This window comes from Pseudomonas sp. B20 (genome assembly GCF_020515755.1).
Classification (GTDB): domain Bacteria; phylum Pseudomonadota; class Gammaproteobacteria; order Pseudomonadales; family Pseudomonadaceae; genus Aquipseudomonas; species Aquipseudomonas syringae.
This window is the reverse complement of sequence record NZ_JAHPJG010000006.1, coordinates 241,658-259,605: the sequence shown is the minus strand read 5'-3', so window position 1 is coordinate 259,605 and position 17,948 is coordinate 241,658. Positions and strand designations below refer to the sequence as shown.

The following is a 17,948-nucleotide window of genomic DNA, read 5'->3' as shown; positions in this document are numbered from 1 at the left end:
ACCCATGCACTACCTCACCCCCGATCTGTGTGACGCCTATCCGGACCTGATTCAGGTCGTGGAGCCGATGTTCAGCAATTTTGGCGGCCGCGATTCATTTGGTGGCCAGATCGTCACGCTGAAATGTTTCGAGGACAACTCCAAGGTCAGGGAGCAGGTCGAGCTCGACGGCAAGGGCAAGGTACTGGTCGTCGACGGCGGTGGCTCACTGCGTTGTGCGCTGCTGGGTGACATGCTGGCTGACAAGGCTGCAAAGAACGGCTGGGAAGGCATGTTGATCTACGGCTGCGTCCGCGATGTGGATGTCATCGCCCAGACCGACCTGGGTGTCCAGGCGCTCGCCAGCCATCCGAAGAAAACCGAGAAGCGCGGCATAGGCGAACTGAATGTGCCGGTGACCTTTGGCGGCGTGACGTTCCGCCCCGGTGAGTACCTGTACGCCGATAACAACGGCGTCGTCATTTCCCCATCACCTCTGACCATGCCGGAATAAGCGAAGTATCCATGTTCGATGAAGCAAACGCGCAGTGGGGGCTGGTTCATGCCCTCGTTTTGGACGGTAAGGGTGGGGCGCGTTTCATCGCTCGAACCGAGTTGCAGGACCTTGCATTGCAGCCAGAAGAAAGCCTCTGGCTGCATTGGGATCGTAGCCACCCGCAGACGCATGCCTGGCTGCGCACCGGTAGCGGTCTGAGCGAGTTTGCCTGCGACCTGTTGCTGGAAGAGAACACCCGGCCGCGTTTGCTGCCGTTGCCGGAGCAGGAGCTGCTGCTGTTTCTGCGCGGTGTGAATCTGAATCCCGGTGCGGAACCCGAAGACATGGTCTCGGTGCGTATCTTCGCTGCCGCGCAGCGGGTGATCTCGCTGCGCCTGCGTCCGTTGCGCGCCACCGAGGAACTGATTGAGCTGCTGGGGCAAGGCAAAGGCCCGAAGAGCGCCTCGGAGCTGATTCTGCACCTCGCGCAGCACCTCACTGACAAGGTTCAGGACCTGGTGGGTGAACTGACCGAGTCGGTCGATGAAGAGGAAGAAAAGAACGACGCCGACGAACGGTACAATCCCGAACATGGCAAGCTGCTGCACATCCGTCGACGCGCTGCCGGCCTGCGCCGGTTCCTTGGGCCGCAGCGAGATATTTATGGTCAGCTTTCACGCATCAAGCTGTCCTGGTTTGCCCATGACGACGCTGATTACTGGAATGAGCTGAACAACAGCCTGACCCGTTATCTGGAAGAGCTCGAGCTGACCCGCGAGCGGGTGGGGCTGCTGCTGGAGTCCGAGGACCGGCGCCTGCGCGAGCACATGAACCGCACCATGTACCGCTTCGGGATCATTACCTGTATCTTTCTGCCGATGAGTTTTCTCACCGGTCTGCTGGGTATCAACGTTGGCGGCATTCCGGGTTCGGCCAGTTCGTACGGCTTTCTGGTGGCCTGTCTGCTGATCGTCGCACTGGGCGCAGGGCAGTGGTGGTTGTTCCGCCGTTTGCGTTGGGTATAGGGCGGGCCTGTGATGGTTATTTGGCGAGCCTGTGTGACTTGTTGTTTTCGCGTCGCGTCTTTGAATGACATTACGTGAGGTGCCTGATGCACGATCCGTTTGAAGAATCTTTACGCGACATGCTCAATTCTTCATCCTCCAGCCGGGATGATGACGCATGTCTGGGACGCGTCCTGAAGACCGCCAATCGCCAGGTCGGCGCCGGTGTGTTGTTCGGGTTGCTGGGCCGCTGGTCGCAGGCGCTGATGATCGCCGTGAACAACGGCTCGGCCCACGTCTCTCCCGTTTCTCGTCGCACCTCGAGTGGTGCGCGTTCTATCGATAAGGCTGATTGAGCATGGAACTGAATCTCTGGACCCAGAGCCTTCTTGCTGCAATGACTGCATTGTGGACCAAAGTCGCAAACTTCATCCCCAACCTGTTCGGCGCCCTGGTTGTGGTGTTGCTCGGTTTTGTCGTCGCCAAGCTGCTCGACGCACTGCTTTCCAAATTACTGGCCAAACTGGGCCTTGATCGTCTGGTCGGCGGTACCGGCCTGACCAAGATCATCGGCCGCGCTGGCGTCAAGGTGCCGGTCTCCACGCTGATCGGCAAGGTCGTCTACTGGTTCGTTCTGCTTATCTTTCTCGTATCGGCCGCTGAATCTTTGGGCCTGCAGCGGGTCTCAGCGACGCTGGACATGCTGGCGCTGTATTTGCCCAAGGTATTTGGTGCCGCGCTGGTGCTGCTGGTCGGTGTGCTACTGGCGCAACTGGTCAATGGCCTGGTACGCGGTGCTGCCGAAGGCGTAGGGATCGACTACTCTGCAGGCTTGGGGCGAATTGCCCAGGGGCTGGTCATTATCATCAGTATTTCGGTCGCGATCAGCCAGCTCGAGGTCAAGACCGACCTGCTGAACCACGTTATTGTGATTGCGCTGATTACCGTTGGTCTGACAGTGGCGCTTGCCCTGGGCCTCGGCAGTCGCGAAATTGCCGGTCAAATCATTGCCGGAATTTACGTCCGCGAGCTGTTTCAGGTCGGGCAACAGGTACAGATAGGCGATACGGAAGGGCAGATTGAGGAAATCGGTACGCTCAAGACAACACTACTGACAGACGAGGGGGAGCTGGTGTCGTTTTCCAACCGCATCCTGCTCGAGCAGAGAGTAAGCAGCCGTTAAGCGGTTAACCTGCTAATGTATGCCGCCAGGTTGCCGATACAGGCCATGGCGGACATTGACCTGACTGTCGGCAAGATTTGTTTTGAATAAACCTCAACCGTTTTCGACGCGCTACGATCCACGCGAGCTCTCAGATGAGGAGCTGGTTGCGCGCGCCCACGTTGAGCTGTTCAATGTGACGCGGGCCTACGAAGAATTGATGCGCCGTTACCAGAGGACACTTTTTAACGTCTGTGCACGTTATCTGGGGAACGATCGCGACGCTGACGATGTCTGTCAGGAGGTGATGCTTAAAGTGTTGTATGGGTTGAAAAATTTTGAAGGTAAATCTAAATTTAAAACCTGGCTGTACAGCATCACCTACAATGAATGCATCACGCAGTACAGGAAGGAACGGCGTAAGCGTCGCTTGATGGACGCGCTGAGTCTGGATCCACTTGAGGAAGCGTCGGAAGAAAAGGCGCCCAAACCTGAAGAACGGGGCGGACTTGATCGCTGGCTTGTGTATGTGAACCCGATCGATCGGGAGATTCTGGTCCTGCGTTTTGTTGCAGAACTTGAATTCCAGGAGATCGCTGACATCATGCACATGGGCTTGAGCGCAACGAAAATGCGTTACAAGCGGGCTTTAGATAAATTACGAGAGAAATTTGCGGGAATCGCCGAAACTTAATACGGTGCAAATATCTCTAACAAACTGGCAAGGTCTGGTAGACTTGCCGCTGAGTTGTCCCCCTGTGTGGGACTGCTTAATAATCATCAGATGGGGATTTAACGGATGAAACTGAAAAACACCTTGGGCTTGGCCATTGGTACTATTGTTGCCGCAACTTCGTTCGGCGCTCTGGCTCAAGGCCAAGGCGCGGTCGAAATCGAAGGCTTCGCCAAGAAAGAGTACTACGACAGCGATCGTAACTTCAAAAACGACGGCAACCTGTTCGGCGGCTCCGTTGGCTACTTCCTGACTGACGATGTTGAGCTGCGTCTGGGCTACGACGAAGTCCACAACGTCCGTAGCGACAGCGGCAAGAACATCAAGGGCGCAGACACTGCTCTGGACGCTCTGTACCACTTCAACAACCCAGGCGACATGCTGCGTCCATACGTATCTGCCGGTTTCTCTGACCAGAGCATCGGTCAAGACGCTCGCCGTGGCCGTGACGGTTCCACCTTCGCCAACATCGGCGGCGGCGCCAAGCTGTACTTCACTGACAACTTCTATGCCCGTGCAGGCGTTGAAGCTCAGTACAACATCGACCAAGGCAACACCGAGTGGGCGCCTAGCGTCGGTATCGGTGTAAACTTCGGCGGCGGCAGCAAGAAAGTTGAAGCAGCTCCAGCTCCAGTAGCTGAAGTGTGCTCCGACAGCGACAACGACGGCGTGTGCGACAACGTCGACAAGTGCCCGGACACCCCAGCCAACGTTACCGTTGATGCTGATGGCTGCCCAGCAGTTGCCGAAGTGGTTCGTGTTGAGCTGGACGTGAAGTTCGATTTCGACAAATCCGTAGTCAAGCCTAACAGCTACGGCGACATCAAGAACCTCGCTGACTTCATGCAGCAGTACCCACAGACCACCACCACTGTTGAAGGTCACACTGACTCCGTCGGTCCTGACGCTTACAACCAGAAACTGTCCGAGCGTCGTGCAAACGCCGTTAAACAGGTTCTGGTTAACCAGTACGGTGTTGGCGCTAGCCGCGTAAACTCGGTTGGTTACGGCGAATCCCGTCCAGTTGCTGACAACGCAACTGAAGCTGGCCGCGCAGTTAACCGTCGCGTAGAAGCAGAAGTAGAAGCTCAAGCTAAGTAATTAGCCGCTTGTACTGAAAAGCCCGGCTTAGGCCGGGCTTTTCTTTGCCTGCGATTTGGCATTGCGTCTGTGCAGGCGGCCTTGAGGTCAGCCGGCATTCAGCTGCGCGTGGTCTGTCAGGGTTTGATTGAGCAGCTCATTGCTGTACGCGGCAACCGCGCCGATCACCAGAATGGCGGGGCTCTTCAGCTGGAAAGCGACTGCGTCCTGTTGCATGGCACTCAGGGTGCTGCGGCATTCACGCTGCCACGGCAGCGAAGCGTTCTCGATCATCGCCACCGGCATCTTGCCACCCATCCCGCCTGCCAGAAGACTCTCGCGAATTTCCGCCAGTTTCGCCACTCCCATGTAAACCACCAGGGTGGTTCCGCCTTGCGCGAGTGCCTGCCAGTTGAGGGTGCTGTCGTCCTGAGTGTGGGCGGTGACCAGCGTCACGCCACGGCTTATACCGCGCAGGGTCAGCGAAATGCCGCACTGTGTTGCCCCCGCAAGACCTGCCGTAATGCCGTTGACCAGCTCCACGGCGACACCGTGCTCCTGCAGCCATTGAGCCTCTTCACCGCCACGTCCGAAGATGCACGGATCGCCGCCTTTGAGGCGAACGACACATTTGCCCTGACGTACATAGCGCAGCATCAGGCGATGGATAAACGCTTGTGGCGTCGAACGACAACCGCCGCGCTTGCCGACCGCGATGACTCGCGCTCCCGGACAATGTTCCAGCACTGCGGGGTTGACCAGATCGTCGATCAGCACCACGTCGGCTTCATGCAAGGCACGTACTGCCTTGAGGGTCAGCAATTCCGGGTCGCCTGGGCCCGCGCCCACCAGCCATACTTTTGCGCTCATGCCGCATTCCTCATTCTGTAACCGCCACGGTATGGATCAGTCTTCTTATTTCCGGCACGCAGGAGCCGCACTGGGTGCCGCAGCCCAACTGTGTCTTGAGTTCATTCAGGTTCAGGCCACGCTCGATAGCGCTCATTACTGCGTTCTGGCTGACATTCATGCAGTTGCACAAGGTCTTGTCGCGAGTCTGTGTCGAGTCTTTGCCCGGTTCGCTGCTCAACGGTGCCAACAGCCAGCGCCGCAATGAAGCATTGACGCGTTCTTCCAGCCACAACGTCTGCAGCCAATGCCGGGCAAGTGTTTCGCCGGCCAGGCGAATCGCGGTAATACGATCATCGTCAATCCGTACCCGCTTACCGATCGAGCGCTTTGGGTCGTCATACGCCATGACCGGTCCTTCATCCAGGCCCAGTACACGATCAATCTGCTGCAGCAGCCCGGAATCCGGTGCTTCTGCGCTGGCGGCACGTATCACCAGCGCCGGCCGCTCGCGTCCGGCAAGGCTCATGCTCAGGTAAGTGAAGGTGTCGCACAAGGGGCGCAGCTTTTCCATTCGTTGCTGCACGTTGCCCTCGACCAGCGCAAAGAACTGCCAGGGCAGGTGGGCTTTTTCGATCCTCACGCCGGCGTGCTTGAGTTCCGGTTGCTTCGAGATCGGGTCGAAGGCTGGCTGGGTGAGAACGTTGACACCGCCCTTGAGGAACCTGTCGCCCCAATGCATCGGCACAAAGGCCTGGCCGACTGCAACGCTGTCCTCACTGCTGACCGGCAACAGCAGCTCGCCGCGCCGACTGATCAGTTTGACCAGGTCGCCGGGTTGCAGGTCATGGCTGAGCATGTCCTGCGGATTGAGGCTCAGCACTGCTTCGCTGGCATGCCCGAACAAGCGCGCAGCGGTGCCGGTGCGGCTCATGCCGTGCCACTGATCGCGCAGCCTGCCGGTGTTGAGTGTCAGCGGGTAGTTGGCATCGCGCAACTCCCTGGCGGCAATGTAAGGCTCGGACAGGAACTGCGCCCGGCCTGAATCGGTGGGGAAGATGCCATCGTTGTACAGGCGCGGCGTGCCGCTGCTGGCGCCACGCGGGAAGGGCCATTGTTGCGGGCCATGCTGGTCGATGAGCTCGCGGTCGATTCCGGACATGTCCAGATCGCGCCCGACCGTCAGGTCCTTGAACTCATCGAACAAGGCTTTGGGTGTCGCGAAATCGAACAGCGCGGGTGCGTCGGGTTGCAGGCGTTTTTGCAGGCGCTGGGCGAAATCTACCGTGATTGCCCAGTCCGAGCGCGCTTCGCCGGGCGCCTGGATGGCTTTGCGCACGTTGGAGATGCGCCGTTCGGAGTTGGTCACCGTGCCTTCTTTCTCGCCCCAGCTGGCAGCAGGCAGCAACAGATCGGCATAACGCGCAGTTTCGGTGGTCTTGAAGGCTTCCTGGAGTACCACGAACGGGCAGGTTTCCAGCGCTTGCCTGATGCGGTTCTGGTCGGGCAGTGATTGTGCCGGGTTGGTGCAGGCAATCCACAGGGCCTTGATCGTTCCGTTCTGCAATTGCTCGAACAGTTCGATGGCTGAAAGGCCGGGATTGGCAGGCAGGCTGTCGACGCCCCAGTAGTCTGCAACCTCCTGACGATGCTGAGGATTTGCCGCGTCGCGATGGCCAGGCAACAGGTTGGACAGGCTGCCGGTTTCACGTCCGCCCATGGCGTTGGGCTGGCCGGTGAGCGAGAAGGGGCCTGCGCCGGGTTTGCCAATCTGCCCGGTCGCCAGGTGCAGGTTGATCAGCGCGCTGTTTTTCGCGCTGCCGGCCGTGGACTGATTCAGCCCCATGCACCACAGCGACAGAAAAGCCGGCGCTTCGCCCACCCAGCGGGCGCAGATGTGCAGCTGTTCCAGAGTAATGCCGCAGAGGGAGGTCACGTGCTCAGGCGGGTAATCACGGGCCAGCGTGGCCAGTTCCTCATAGCCCTGCGTGTGCGCGGCAATGAACGCCGGGTCGATCAGCCGTTCGTTCATCAGTATATGAAGGATGCCGTGAAACAGCGCGACGTCCGTGCCGGGCTGAATCGCCAGGTGCAGGTCGGCCAGTTCGCAGGTGTCGGTGCGCCGTGGGTCGATGACGATAAGTTTCATCTGCGGACGACGGCTTTTTGCCTCTTCCAGACGACGAAACAGAATCGGGTGCGCGTACGCCATGTTGCTGCCGACGATCATCACGCAGTCGCTCAGTTCGATATCTTCGTAGCTGCAGGGCGGTGCATCGGCACCCAGGCTGCGCTTGTAGCCAGCTACGGCCGAGGACATGCACAGCCGTGAGTTGCTGTCGATATTGTTGGTGCCAATCAGCGCGCGCGCCAGCTTGTTGAACGCGTAGTAGTCTTCGGTCAACAACTGGCCGGAAATGTAGAAGGCGACGCTGTCGGGGCCGTGTTCGCGAATGGTCTCGGCGAACATGTTGGCCGCATGCTCCAGCGCGGTATCCCAATCGGTGACGCTGCGCGCCAGGCTTTTGCTCAGGCGCAGTTCCGGGTACAGCGCGCGCGCCTCGATGTCGCCGGTCAGGTGCAGGCTCGAGCCCTTGCTGCATAGTTTGCCGAAGTTGGCCGGGTGCTTCGGGTCGCCGCTGACACCGAGAATATGCTCGCCGTCATGTTCGATCAGCACGCCGCAGCCCACGCCGCAATAGCAGCAGGTAGACGCCGTGACTCGAGGGGTGTGGAGGGCAAGACTGTTCATGCGCAGGCAGCCTCTGGAGCAACGGGTTTGCCGAACATCAGGTGGTCGCGTATGGCGTCGATACCCTGGCCATCACGGATCTGCTGCAGGTACCAGTTGCCGTCGGCCGTGTCGCCGTACAGGCAGGCGCCGACCAGTATATCGTTCTTTATTACCAGCTTCTTGTAGATGCCGCCGATGGGGTCGGAAAGGGTGATGCTTTCAGTGCCTTCACCACCCAGAAAATCCCCGGCGGAAAACAGGTCGATGCCGGTGACTTTCAGCTTGGTCGAGGTGACCGAGCCCGGATAACGGGCAAAGCCCAGTTGCGCAAGGTGATTGGCGCAGACCCGCGCCTGCTCGAACAGCGGCGCCACCAGCCCATAGGCGATGCCACGGTGGCTGACACATTCGCCAATCGCGTAGATGCGCGGGTCGTAGGTCTGCAAGGTGTCATTGACCAGGATGCCGCGGTTACAGGGCAGGCCGGCTTGCTCGGCCAATTCGGTATTGGGCCGTATGCCGGCGGCCATGACCACCAGATCGGCGTCGATCCTGTCGCCGTTGTTGAATTGCACTGCGGTTACACGGCCCTGATCATCGCCGAGCAGAGCGTTGGTCTGTTCGTCGAGGCGAAAGCTCAGGCCGCGCCTTTCCAGCGCCGCTTGCAACATCCGCCCGCTGGTCTTGTCCAGCTGGCGCTCCAGCAGCGTCCGGCCGTTATGCACTACCGTGACGTGCATGCCGCGCAGACTCAGGCCGTTGGCCGCTTCCAGGCCGAGCAGTCCGCCGCCGATGACGACTGCGCGTTTGCGCGTGACGGCGGCGTTGATCATCTGCCGCGTGTGGCCGATGTCGCGATAACCGATGACGCCGTTCAGCGTGTTGCCGGGGATCGGCAGTATGAACGGTCGCGAACCGGTGGCAATCAGCAGCCGATCGTAATGGGCCTGGGTGCCGTCATCGGCGATCACCAGACGTTTGATGCGGTCGATCTTCACCACGCGACGGTTGAGCAACAACTGGATACCGTTGCGTTCGTACCAGTCGAGGTCGTTGAGCACGATGTCTTCGAAATTCTGTTCGCCGGCCAGTACCGGCGACAGCAGGATGCGATTGTAATTGGGGTGTGGCTCGGCGCCGAAGACCGTGATGTGGTAAAGGTCTTCGCTCAGTTTCAGCAACTCTTCGAGTGTGCGCACGCCGGCCATGCCGTTGCCGATCATCACCAGTTTGAGTTTGGTCATCTTGCCTCCGAGTCACTGCAGCGCGTGCTCGACACATTTCGCGCAAACAAAAAAAGGCGTCCCGTCAGTGGCCTGACGAGGACGCCTTTGTCCGGTCCCGTTCTCTCGGGAGACGCAGCCTTCAGCGTTGAGGGCGGCGTGTTATGAATTATCTGCAAGAGACTATGCAGCGCTTGTGCCAACTCGGATTTGCCAGCCTGCGCGGGGTGTAGTCGATAACGCTGGCCCTTTCTGCACTGCGTTGAGGCGCGTTGCACAGAAGCGGGGCGCAAGGGCTCAGTGACGACTCATCAACCAGATCACCAGCACCAGATTGAACAGCAGGGAGAGCAACGCCAGTGTTCGCCAGACTTTCAGTGGCTCGCGTTCCAGCAGCGGACGCGTTTTTGCCGCCAGTGGGCGGTGCTCGGCCTGCTCCAGTTCCAGCAGCCACTGTTCGGCGGTTTCGTAACGCTGGCTCGGGTCGGCGTGCAGTGCCTTGTCCAGACTGTGGCTCAGCCACTGCGGCAGATCCGGCCGATAACGGCTGGCAGGTATCGGTGTGCCGAAGCGACGGTGCTGAAAGGCTTCGATCTCGCCGTAAGGGTATTGCCCTGTCAGCAGGTAATACAAGGTGACGCCTGCCGCGTAGAGGTCCTGCTGCGGATGCGGTTCGGCACCGTTGAAGGCCTCCGGTGCTATATAGCTTGGTGTGCCGGGCAGGTCTTCGGTGTTGGCCGCCGAAAGGCCCGGGCAAAACGCCAGGCCAAAATCCAGCAGGCGCAACTCGCCGTCGTCGGCCAGCAGCAGGTTTTCCGGTTTGATATCGCGATGGATGATATTGCGTCGATGCAGCAGGCCCGTGGCCCGCAGCAGCCGAGTGGCCAGGTCCTGCCACTGGGCCAGCGGCAACGGCCCTTTGCCAGTGAAAAGCTCGGCCAGAGTGTACCCGCGATACTCGCGCATCACGTAATACAGATGCTGCCGGTCTGGCAGCGGGTGTATCTCGGGAAAGAAGCGCCCGGCGACCCGACGCAGAAACCACTCTTCCAGCAGCAGCCCCTGACCGGCGCCGGTTTCGTCATGGCGACTGGCCGGCAGGGTTTTCAGCAGCCAGGGTTGCTCATGGATATCGGTGACGCGATAAACGATGGACTGGCGTGATTGCGCCACGATGCTGCCGACTTTCCAGCCCTCGAATGCCTGATCGGCCTTGAGCGCGGGTGGCAGCGGCCATTGTTGCAGTTGCAGCAGCGCATCCCCCAGATCGTCCTCGCCGAGCGTGTCGACCTGGATCAGCAGGGCGCTGGCATTGTCCTGACTGCCGGCCAGGTGTGCCGCGCTGACCAGGGTTTTCACCGCGGCGTCGAGGTCGTGCTGTTCGCCCAGAATCGAGCGAATGCTCGCATCGCCCAGCGTCGCCCAGACCCCGTCGCTGACCAGCAGCAGGCGCTCGCCCTCACACAGCTCGCCGTCCAGGTAATCCATGACCACGTATTGGTCCAGACCCAGCGCACGCTTGAGCACATGCTGCATGTCGGCCTGTTCCCAGACGTGATCTTCACTGATGCGTTTGAGCGTCCCGGACTGCCAGCGATAAGCCCGGCAGTCGCCGACATGGGCGAGAGTGAAACGCCGTCCGCGCAGCACCAGCGCGCTGAGGGTGGTCAACAGGCCGTTGGCCAGCAGCCAGCGATTCTGCGCCAGCAGCAGGCGATCAAGGGACTGCGCCACGCCCCAGGTTTCCGGTGTGGCGTAATAGTCGAGGGCCAGCGCCTGCAGGGTCGACTGCGCGGCCAGTGCGCCGTCGGCACACTGGCTGACGCCGTCGGCAAGGGCGAACAGATAGCCCTTGCTGGCCGCCAGCGCCGGGACTGGCGTGACCAGGCGCACGGCGTCCTGATTCTCCGCTCGCGGTCCGCTGGCGCTGAATTGCGCGAACTGCAGTCGCAGGGTCATCGGCGCTTCAGACCCGAGCCGCCGTGACTGCGGCCGAACCCCAGGTGGTTCTCCAGCGACGCTTGACGTTCAGCAGGCCGAACCAGGCCAGTACCGCCAGGCCGGCGAACAGCCACAGGCCCAACTGGTAGTCGCCGGTGTTCTGTTTGATGGTGCCCAGGCCTGCCGCCAGCAGGAAGCCACCGATGCCACCCGCCATGCCGATCAAGCCGGTCATGACGCCGATTTCCTTGCGGAAGCGCTGCGGTACCAACTGAAATACCGCGCCGTTGCCAGCACCCAGACCCAGCATGGCAGCCACGAACAGCGCCAGCGCTGCCCACGAACTCGGCAGGTTGAAGCCCACGGCGGCAATGCCGATGGCGGCAACCGCATACATGACGGTCAGCGTGCGAATCCCGCCGAAACGGTCGGCCAGCGCACCACCCAACGGACGCATCAGGCTGCCACCGAACACACAGGCAGCGGTGTAGTAACCGGCAGTGATCGGGCTCAAGCCATATTGGTCGTTGAAATAGCCGGGCAGGGCGCTGGCCAGGCCAATGAAGCCACCGAACGTCACACTGTAGAAAAACATGAACCACCAACTGTCACGGTCACCCAGCGCCTTGAGGTAGTCCGCCATGGATTTGGGTTTGCTGCGTTGCGGGGCGTTGCGGGCCATCAGGGTGAAGGCGATCAGGGTCAGAACCAGCGGGATCAGCGCCAGGCCGAAGACGTTGCCCCAGCCGAAACTGGCGGCCAGCACCGGCGCGATCAGCGCGGCCAGTACAGTGCCGGAGTTGCCCGCACCGGCGATGCCCATGGCCTTGCCCTGGTGCTGCGCCGGATACCATTGCGACGCCAGGGGCAGCGCGACGGCGAACGAAGCACCGGCCATGCCGAGGAACACGCCCAGTACCAGCACCTGGCCGTAGGTGTGAATGCCCAATTGCCAGGCACCCAGCAGCGCGCCGATGACGATCACCTGGCCGATGATTCCGGCGGTTTTGGGCGACAGCTGGTCGGCCAGCAGGCCCATGAAAAAGCGCAGCACCGCGCCCGCCAGAATCGGCGTGGCGACCATCAGGCCACGTTGCTGAGTGGTCAGGTGCAGGTCAGTGGCAATCTGTACCGCCAGTGGGCCCAGCAGGTACCAGACCATGAAACTCAGGTCGAAATAGAGAAAGGCCGCGAACAGGGTCGGTTTGTGGCCTGCCTTCCAGAAGCTTGTATCCATGTGCACACCTCATCATCTGCTAGTTAGTCAGTCGGGCCATGACCGCGACACGGGGTATTCAGACGCTGTGGTGGAGTGTTCCGAATGACGGCGACTCCACCGGCCCCTTCGCCGGGGCCAAAACGCAAAAAACGTCGCCTCTCTGTCCACGGGGGCGGAAAGAGATGAGCGACGTCTTTGTCGTAAAAGGTGATAGCCGCCGTTGGCTACCGGTGCGATTGCTTTAGCAATAGACGGGCCAAGGGCCGTGCAGGCGCGTCAGCCATAGGTTGCAGGCAGATTGTATGGCTTTCAGGGTCAGCGAGCAGATGATGTATGACCTCGAACCGGGCGTGGGTCGGCAGGTACGCTGCAAAAAAGGGCGTGGCGGCGAAAAGCCAGATAACGGCTTGCACAGTCCGTATCAGTCAACAGAAACAGGCAGTTAACAGGATTCAAGAATATTTTATTAAAGTTCAAACTATTTAGTATTATTTAATGTGCCATCAGTTTTGCGTGTAAGTACTGTCATTGTGATGCTGTTTCGATACGCAGCTATGATGACCTTAATGTATATAAGTTAGTGCGCGGCTCGCACAGGTGTACGATAACAATGCTGCAAATATTTAATTTACTTTGCGTGGTATGTCTGAGAGCATCGCTTCTGTCGCAACGTGTGACGCTTATTCAGCAGAAAGTGATTTCACTTTTCAATCCGGTAATCTGTAGTTGCAGTTTGCCAGCCAATTTCGATAAATGCTTACTTTGAAAGAAGTAATCGGCTACTCGCTCTTTTATCGGCTTCCGGTCGTCCTCGACACCTGAATGCCCGACACACTCTGCACTTCGGCATTGCACCCATGCCTGCCGTGTGCCTTCCTATCCGCGCTGCTTGTACAGGCGCCTGCAAAGGACATCATCATCATGAGTAATATCAATTACGCACCTACCATCTGGTCCCGTGCCGATGCGTTGAAGGTCAATGAAAATGACCCGACCACCACGCAACCGTTGGTAAAAGCGGACTTCCCGGTCATGAGTGATAAGGTCTTCATCTGGGACACCATGCCGTTGCGCGAGCTTGACGGCACGGTGGTCTCGGTCAACGGCTGGTCGGTCATTGTCACGCTGACAGCTGATCGCCACCCCGACGACCCGCAGTATCTCGGCGCCAACGGCCGCTACGACATCAAGCGCGACTGGGAAGATCGTCACGGGCGGGCGCGCATGTGCTACTGGTATTCGCGGACCGGCAAGAACTGGATCTTCGGTGGCCGGGTCATGGCCGAAGGCGTGTCGCCTACCACCCGTGAGTGGGCGGGCACACCGGTACTGTTGAATGACAAGGGTGATATCGATCTTTACTACACCTGCGTGACACCGGGGGCGACGATTGCCAAAGTACGCGGCCGTATTGTGACATCCGATCAGGGCGTGGAGTTGAAAGACTTTACCCAGGTCAAAAAACTGTTCGAGGCCGACGGCACTTATTATCAAACCGAAGCGCAGAACTCGACATGGAACTTCCGCGACCCGAGTCCGTTTATTGATCCCAATGATGGCAAGTTGTATATGGTCTTTGAAGGTAATGTCGCCGGCGAGCGCGGTACGCATTCAGTGGGTGCTGCGGAACTTGGCCCGGTGCCACCCGGCCATGAAGAAGTTGGGGGTGCGCGTTTTCAAGTGGGCTGTATCGGGCTGGCGGTTGCTAAGGATCTCAGCGGTGAAGAGTGGGAAATATTACCGCCACTGGTCACTGCGGTGGGTGTCAATGATCAGACCGAACGTCCGCATTATGTCTTTCAGGACGGCAAGTATTATTTGTTCACCATTAGTCACAAGTTTACGTATGCCGACGGTGTGACCGGGCCGGATGGCGTTTACGGTTTTGTGGGCGAGCATTTGTTCGGGCCTTACCGGCCGATGAACGCATCCGGACTGGTGCTGGGCAATCCGCCTGCACAGCCTTTCCAGACGTACTCCCACTGCGTGATGCCGAACGGCCTGGTGACTTCGTTCATTGACAGCGTGCCCACCACCGGCGATGACTACCGTATTGGCGGCACCGAGGCGCCGACGGTCAGAATCCTGTTGAAGGGCGACCGCTCGTTCGTGCAGGAAGAGTATGACTACGGCTACGTACCGGCGATGAAGGATGTGCAGCTGAGCTGACAGGCTGTGCTCCTGTAACCCGTGAAGAACGCCTATGCGGGCAGGCGTTCTTCATGGCTTCAGCCCAGCAGTTCGCTCATCGCGATAATCTGCTCGGCCACCTGAATCAGCTTCTGCTGGCGACTCATTGCCTGACGTCGCATCAGCGTATAAGCCTCTTCTTCGTTGCAATCCTTCATCTTCATCAGCAGCCCCTTGGCCAGTTCGATGCGCTTGCGCTCGGCCAGTTGCTGGTCGCGGGCATGCAATTGCGCGCGCAGCGCCTGATCGCTTTCAAAGCGGGCCATTGCTACATCCAGAATCGGTTGCAACCGTTGCGCCTGGATACCCTCGACGATATAAGCGCTGACCCCGGACTTGATCGCCTGGCGCATCACGCCTGGATCGTGCTCGTCGGTGAACATCACGATGGGACGTGGCTGGTCGCGGCTGACCAGCACCACTTGCTCCATCACGTCGCGACCTGGCGATTCAGTGTCGATGAGGATGACGTCCGGGCGCACGGCTTCAACGCGTGCGGGCAGGTCGATGATCAGGCCGGATTCGTCGATCACTTCGAAACCGGCTTCTATCAAGGCTGACCTGAGGCGACCGACCTTTTTGGCGGTGTCATTGATAAGCAGGATACGCAGCATGGTTACGTTCTCCTTCAACGACTGGCCACAGCGGGCGCGTCGTCGGCCAGCGAGTGGAGCTTGAAGCTACGCGCGTAGCCCGCCGGATCGCTGCCGTCCCAGACCCTGCCGTCGATCAGCTGGCTGCTGCGCAAGGTTGCGGCGGGTACGTCGACGCCCAGCGCACTGGCGGCCTGACGGTACAGGTCGAGTTGCTGCACGCGGCTGGCCACCGCCAGGTAATCCGGGTCTTCGCGCAACAGGCCCCAGCGTCGGAACTGGGTCATGAACCACATGCCGTCAGACAGCCAGGGGTAGTTGACCTGTCCCTGGGCATGGAAGCTGACCGCGTGAGGGTCTTGCCAGTGATTGCCGAGACCGTCGCTGTACTGGCCGAGCAAACGCGGTTCGATGCAGTCCACTGAGGTGTCCAGGTAATCGGCACCGCTGAGCAGTTGTGCGGTGCTGCGCCGGTTATGATCGTTTTCCTCGATGAAGCGGCTGGCTTCCAGCACGGCCATGATCAGCGCTCTGGCGGTGTTGGGGTTCTGCTCGACAAACTCACGGGTACAGCCCAGCACCTTGCCCGGGTGATCCGGCCAGATCGACTGGCTGGTCGCCATGGTGAAGCCCAGTTGCTGCTGTACGGCGCTGGCGCCCCAGGGTTCGCCGACGCAGAAACCGTCGATGCGCCCGGCCTGCAGGTGTTGCGCCATTTGCGTGGGCGGCACTACGACACTGGTCACATCATCGAGCGGATGAATGCCCTGGCTGGCCAGCCAGTAGTAGAGCCACATGGCATGGTTGCCGGTGGGGAAGGTCTGCGCGAAGGTCAGCTTTGAGCCGCTTTGGTGCGCGCGTTTGTCCAGTGCTTCAGGAGTGATCACGCCGGCCTGCTGTAATTCGCGGGAAAGGTTGATGCACTGGCCGTTCTGGTTGAGCCCCATGAGGATGGCCATGTCGGTCGCCGGGCCACCGCTGATGCCCAGTTCCACCGCATAGATCAGGCCGTACAGGCTGTGTGCCGCCTGCAGCTGTCCGCTGACCAGTCTGTCGCGCAGCCCGGCCCAGGAGGTCTGACGCTCGAGGTTCAGGCTCAGGCCGTAAGGCTGGGCGAAACCCTGCGTGGCCGCGACCACCAGCGGGGCACAGTCGGTCAATGCCATGAAGCCCACGTCCAGGCTGTTCATTTCCGGCGCGTCGCTACCGGCCACCCAGTCCAGCGCATTACCGGTTCGTTCGTTCATCGCGCGTGCTTCATCAAAGGTCCGTCCAGAAAAAAGGCGTCGTCCGACCCGATGCCGAGCCGTTCTTCGTTATATACAAGTCTGTTTTTGATTCTGGCCGGAGGCGGTAGGAGCGAACTTGTTCGCGAAAGGGCCGGTACAATCGCTGAAAATCTATCGTCTGAAACACGGTCTTCGCGAACAAGTTCGCTCCTACGCCCTTCTGGCAGAAGCGTGAAAAACCCTGTAATTCGGGCTTTCCAGGGCTGTATATAACGCTGAGTGCCAGTGCAAGGGGCTGAAGCGACGCCGTTGTCCATGCACCGCTCCGCCGTTGGAGTGAGTGCCGATAGCGGTTTCAAGCAAGGCATATGCCATCGCCGGGGGAGGGCGAGCAACAAGTTTGTCGCGCGCCTCGCCTGACAGGCCCGCACACGTCTATAATCGCCACCCTGAATTCAGCTGCTCACGAGCCCATCCCGCCATGTATAACCTGGCCCGCCAGTTACTGTTCAAACTTTCCCCGGAAACCTCTCATGACCTGTCGCTGGACCTGATCGGTGCAGGCGGACGGCTGGGCCTCAATGGCCTGCTGAGCAAGTCCCCGGCGAAGTTGCCGGTCAGTGTGATGGGCCTTGAGTTTCCCAACCCCGTGGGGCTGGCAGCCGGCCTGGACAAGAATGGTGCGGCCATCGATGGCTTCGCGCAACTGGGCTTCGGTTTCGTCGAGATCGGCACAGTGACGCCACGTCCGCAGCCGGGCAATCCCAAGCCGCGTATTTTCCGCCTGCCCAACGCCGAGGCGATCATCAACCGCATGGGCTTCAACAATCTGGGCGTCGACAACCTGGTGTCCCGTGTCGAAGCAGCAAAGTATCGCGGTGTTCTGGGCATCAATATCGGCAAGAACTTCGACACGCCGGTCGAGCGCGCGGTCGACGATTACCTGATCTGTCTGGACAAGGTCTATGCCCATGCCAGCTACGTCACGGTCAACGTCAGTTCGCCCAATACGCCGGGGCTGCGCAGCCTGCAGTTCGGCGACTCGCTCAAGCAACTGCTTCAGGCCCTGAGCCTGCGCCAGCAGGAACTGACGCAACGGCATGGCAGGCGTGTGCCACTGGCGATCAAGATTGCCCCGGACATGACCGACGAAGAAACCGTGCTGGTGGCCGCAGCCCTGATCGAGTCCGGTATGGACGCAGTCATTGCCACCAACACCACGCTGAGCCGCCAAGGCGTCGAAGGCCTTCCGCATGCAGATCAGGCGGGCGGTTTGTCGGGCGCGCCGGTTCGGGAAAAAAGCACGCACATCGTCAAGGTTCTGGCCGGTGAGCTCGCGGGTCGTCTGCCGATCATCGCCGCCGGGGGGATCACCGAAGGCCGGCATGCCGCCGAGAAGATCGCTGCGGGTGCCAGTCTGGTGCAGATCTATTCGGGGTTCATCTACAAGGGCCCTGCGCTGATTCGCGAGTCGGTGGATGCCATTGCGGCAATGCCTCGCGCCGCACGCTGAACC

14 protein-coding genes and 1 pseudogene are annotated in these 17,948 nt (G+C 60.0%); 8 read left to right on the top strand and 7 right to left on the bottom strand.

Annotation, left to right across the window (positions count from 1 at the left end):
• Nucleotides 1–4: 4 nt before the first annotated feature.
• The 6 genes from rraA to LIX91_RS09150 all read left to right on the top strand — a co-directional run bounded on the left by rraA (nucleotide 5) and on the right by LIX91_RS09150 (nucleotide 4,475).
• Nucleotides 5–493 (top strand): ribonuclease E activity regulator RraA, encoded by a 489-nt coding sequence (rraA, locus tag LIX91_RS09175; protein ID WP_100073671.1) that lies wholly within the window; start codon nucleotides 5–7, stop codon nucleotides 491–493.
• An 11-nt stretch (nucleotides 494–504) separates the two neighbouring features.
• Nucleotides 505–1,500, top strand: a complete 996-nt coding sequence (locus LIX91_RS09170; protein WP_003315689.1) for a zinc transporter ZntB — start codon at nucleotides 505–507, stop codon at nucleotides 1,498–1,500.
• Nucleotides 1,501–1,586: 86 nt separating this feature from the next.
• Nucleotides 1,587–1,835 (top strand): hypothetical protein, encoded by a 249-nt coding sequence (locus LIX91_RS09165; protein ID WP_003347124.1) that lies wholly within the window; start codon nucleotides 1,587–1,589, stop codon nucleotides 1,833–1,835.
• 2 nt (nucleotides 1,836–1,837) lie between these two features.
• On the top strand, nucleotides 1,838–2,662 hold the full coding sequence (locus tag LIX91_RS09160; RefSeq protein ID WP_226488381.1) for a mechanosensitive ion channel family protein: 825 nt from the start codon (nucleotides 1,838–1,840) through the stop codon (nucleotides 2,660–2,662).
• An 82-nt stretch (nucleotides 2,663–2,744) separates the two neighbouring features.
• A complete protein-coding gene (gene sigX / locus LIX91_RS09155) occupies nucleotides 2,745–3,335 on the top strand; it encodes an RNA polymerase sigma factor SigX (RefSeq protein WP_003315686.1) in 591 nt (196 codons plus the stop codon).
• A 105-nt stretch (nucleotides 3,336–3,440) separates the two neighbouring features.
• Nucleotides 3,441–4,475, top strand: a complete 1,035-nt coding sequence (locus tag LIX91_RS09150) for an OmpA family protein (RefSeq protein ID WP_003416159.1) — start codon at nucleotides 3,441–3,443, stop codon at nucleotides 4,473–4,475.
• A gap of 87 nt (nucleotides 4,476–4,562) precedes the next feature.
• On the opposite strand, the gene cobA is transcribed toward LIX91_RS09150, so the two are convergent.
• From cobA to LIX91_RS09125, 5 genes and pseudogenes are all read right to left on the bottom strand, one after another.
• Nucleotides 4,563–5,324, bottom strand: coding sequence for a uroporphyrinogen-III C-methyltransferase (cobA, locus tag LIX91_RS09145; protein WP_226488380.1), 762 nt, complete (start codon nucleotides 5,322–5,324; stop codon nucleotides 4,563–4,565).
• A gap of 10 nt (nucleotides 5,325–5,334) precedes the next feature.
• Nucleotides 5,335–8,055, bottom strand: a complete 2,721-nt coding sequence (locus LIX91_RS09140; protein WP_226488379.1) for a nitrate reductase — start codon at nucleotides 8,053–8,055, stop codon at nucleotides 5,335–5,337.
• A 26-nt stretch (nucleotides 8,056–8,081) separates the two neighbouring features.
• A pseudogene (locus LIX91_RS09135) lies at nucleotides 8,082–9,281 on the bottom strand (NAD(P)/FAD-dependent oxidoreductase); the annotation flags it as partial.
• A 276-nt stretch (nucleotides 9,282–9,557) separates the two neighbouring features.
• Nucleotides 9,558–11,219, bottom strand: coding sequence for a bifunctional protein-serine/threonine kinase/phosphatase (locus LIX91_RS09130; RefSeq protein ID WP_226488378.1), 1,662 nt, complete (start codon nucleotides 11,217–11,219; stop codon nucleotides 9,558–9,560).
• A 7-nt stretch (nucleotides 11,220–11,226) separates the two neighbouring features.
• Nucleotides 11,227–12,438, bottom strand: coding sequence for a nitrate/nitrite transporter (locus LIX91_RS09125; RefSeq protein WP_226488377.1), 1,212 nt, complete (start codon nucleotides 12,436–12,438; stop codon nucleotides 11,227–11,229).
• Between the two features lie 903 nt (nucleotides 12,439–13,341).
• On the opposite strand from LIX91_RS09125, the gene LIX91_RS09120 reads away from it, so the two are divergent.
• The gene (locus tag LIX91_RS09120) at nucleotides 13,342–14,589 is read left to right on the top strand and encodes a glycoside hydrolase family 68 protein (protein WP_024649054.1); all 1,248 of its coding nucleotides are present in this window, start codon (nucleotides 13,342–13,344) and stop codon (nucleotides 14,587–14,589) included.
• A 59-nt stretch (nucleotides 14,590–14,648) separates the two neighbouring features.
• On the opposite strand, the gene LIX91_RS09115 is transcribed toward LIX91_RS09120, so the two are convergent.
• Both LIX91_RS09115 and LIX91_RS09110 read right to left on the bottom strand, forming a co-directional pair.
• A complete protein-coding gene (locus LIX91_RS09115) occupies nucleotides 14,649–15,224 on the bottom strand; it encodes an ANTAR domain-containing response regulator (protein WP_046237392.1) in 576 nt (191 codons plus the stop codon).
• A 14-nt stretch (nucleotides 15,225–15,238) separates the two neighbouring features.
• Complete coding sequence (locus LIX91_RS09110; RefSeq protein ID WP_100073666.1) at nucleotides 15,239–16,450, bottom strand: CmpA/NrtA family ABC transporter substrate-binding protein; 1,212 nt, start codon at nucleotides 16,448–16,450, stop codon at nucleotides 15,239–15,241.
• Between the two features lie 463 nt (nucleotides 16,451–16,913).
• Here LIX91_RS09110 and LIX91_RS09105 point away from each other — a divergent pair, with 463 nt between their 5' ends.
• Nucleotides 16,914–17,945, top strand: coding sequence for a quinone-dependent dihydroorotate dehydrogenase (locus LIX91_RS09105; protein ID WP_003346110.1), 1,032 nt, complete (start codon nucleotides 16,914–16,916; stop codon nucleotides 17,943–17,945).
• Nucleotides 17,946–17,948: the final 3 nt, after the last annotated feature.

What these genes read in the sequence shown, in the direction of transcription:
- rraA (WP_100073671.1), top strand. Translation starts at nt 5, where the DNA reads ATGCACTACCTCACCCCCGATCTGTGTGACGCCTATCCGGACCTGATT.
- LIX91_RS09170 (WP_003315689.1), top strand. Translation starts at nt 505, where the DNA reads ATGTTCGATGAAGCAAACGCGCAGTGGGGGCTGGTTCATGCCCTCGTT.
- LIX91_RS09165 (WP_003347124.1), top strand. Translation starts at nt 1,587, where the DNA reads ATGCACGATCCGTTTGAAGAATCTTTACGCGACATGCTCAATTCTTCA.
- LIX91_RS09160 (WP_226488381.1), top strand. Translation starts at nt 1,838, where the DNA reads ATGGAACTGAATCTCTGGACCCAGAGCCTTCTTGCTGCAATGACTGCA.
- LIX91_RS09150 (WP_003416159.1), top strand. Translation starts at nt 3,441, where the DNA reads ATGAAACTGAAAAACACCTTGGGCTTGGCCATTGGTACTATTGTTGCC.
- cobA (WP_226488380.1), bottom strand. Translation starts at nt 5,324, where the DNA reads ATGAGCGCAAAAGTATGGCTGGTGGGCGCGGGCCCAGGCGACCCGGAA.
- LIX91_RS09140 (WP_226488379.1), bottom strand. Translation starts at nt 8,055, where the DNA reads ATGAACAGTCTTGCCCTCCACACCCCTCGAGTCACGGCGTCTACCTGC.
- LIX91_RS09130 (WP_226488378.1), bottom strand. Translation starts at nt 11,219, where the DNA reads ATGACCCTGCGACTGCAGTTCGCGCAATTCAGCGCCAGCGGACCGCGA.
- LIX91_RS09125 (WP_226488377.1), bottom strand. Translation starts at nt 12,438, where the DNA reads ATGGATACAAGCTTCTGGAAGGCAGGCCACAAACCGACCCTGTTCGCG.
- LIX91_RS09120 (WP_024649054.1), top strand. Translation starts at nt 13,342, where the DNA reads ATGAGTAATATCAATTACGCACCTACCATCTGGTCCCGTGCCGATGCG.
- LIX91_RS09115 (WP_046237392.1), bottom strand. Translation starts at nt 15,224, where the DNA reads ATGCTGCGTATCCTGCTTATCAATGACACCGCCAAAAAGGTCGGTCGC.
- LIX91_RS09110 (WP_100073666.1), bottom strand. Translation starts at nt 16,450, where the DNA reads ATGAACGAACGAACCGGTAATGCGCTGGACTGGGTGGCCGGTAGCGAC.
- LIX91_RS09105 (WP_003346110.1), top strand. Translation starts at nt 16,914, where the DNA reads ATGTATAACCTGGCCCGCCAGTTACTGTTCAAACTTTCCCCGGAAACC.